Origin of the sequence: Cryobacterium sp. MLB-32 (assembly GCF_000738085.1) — a bacterium.
In the GTDB taxonomy this organism is placed as follows: Bacteria; Actinomycetota; Actinomycetes; order Actinomycetales; family Microbacteriaceae; genus Cryobacterium.
The window spans coordinates 1-652 of the sequence record NZ_JPRS01000495.1 but is presented as its reverse complement, the minus strand read 5'-3'; the positions used below and the strand labels follow the sequence as shown (position 1 = coordinate 652).

The window sequence follows — 652 nt, the reverse complement described above, 5'->3', positions numbered from 1 at the left end:
ACCTGGCCTGATCGTGGGGCCAGGTGATATGAGTGACCGATTCAGCTATTGGGTGTCCAGATTTGCCGCTGCTCCGGTGCAACCCGTTCTTGTGCCGAATGCTAAAGATCGGTATGTGCAGTTCATCGACGTCCGGGATCTTGCTGAATGGCTCATTAGTGCGGGGCAGCGCGGTCTGACCGGAATCTACAACGTCGTTGGAAGCGAACGTGATTTCTCAGCGGTCCTGCTGGCCGCCGCCGGGGTTGCAGGCCATACAGGTGAACTGATCACGGCCGAAGACGACTGGCTGGCCGCGCACGAGATCAATTACTGGGCTGGCCCGCGATCCCTGCCGCTGTGGCTTCCCCGCAGCGACACCGCCTTCGCTCGGCGCAGCCGCAGCCGGTTTGTCGAGGCAGGCGGAACCGAGCGTTCACTGCAGAACACCCTCCAGGATGTGCTGAAGGATGAACGGGCTCGCGGACTCGATCGGGAACGCCGATCCGGCCTCACCCAGCAAGAGCAGCAAGTTCTCCTCACCGAGCTCGACGCGTAACAACCCCACCGAAACCTAGTCAAACCACCTCCAAGACGTCACAGGTTTGATTCCCGTAGGGGGTTCCCGTGTGACACACTTGGAGCTCCATGTCGTGAGGGCTTTCGCACTTGA

Annotated in this window: 1 pseudogene; it reads left to right on the top strand. The window is 60.6% G+C overall.

The features are described from left to right. Positions 1-538: pseudogene (locus JF66_RS19605) on the top strand (reductase); the annotation flags it as partial. Positions 539-652: the final 114 nt, after the last annotated feature.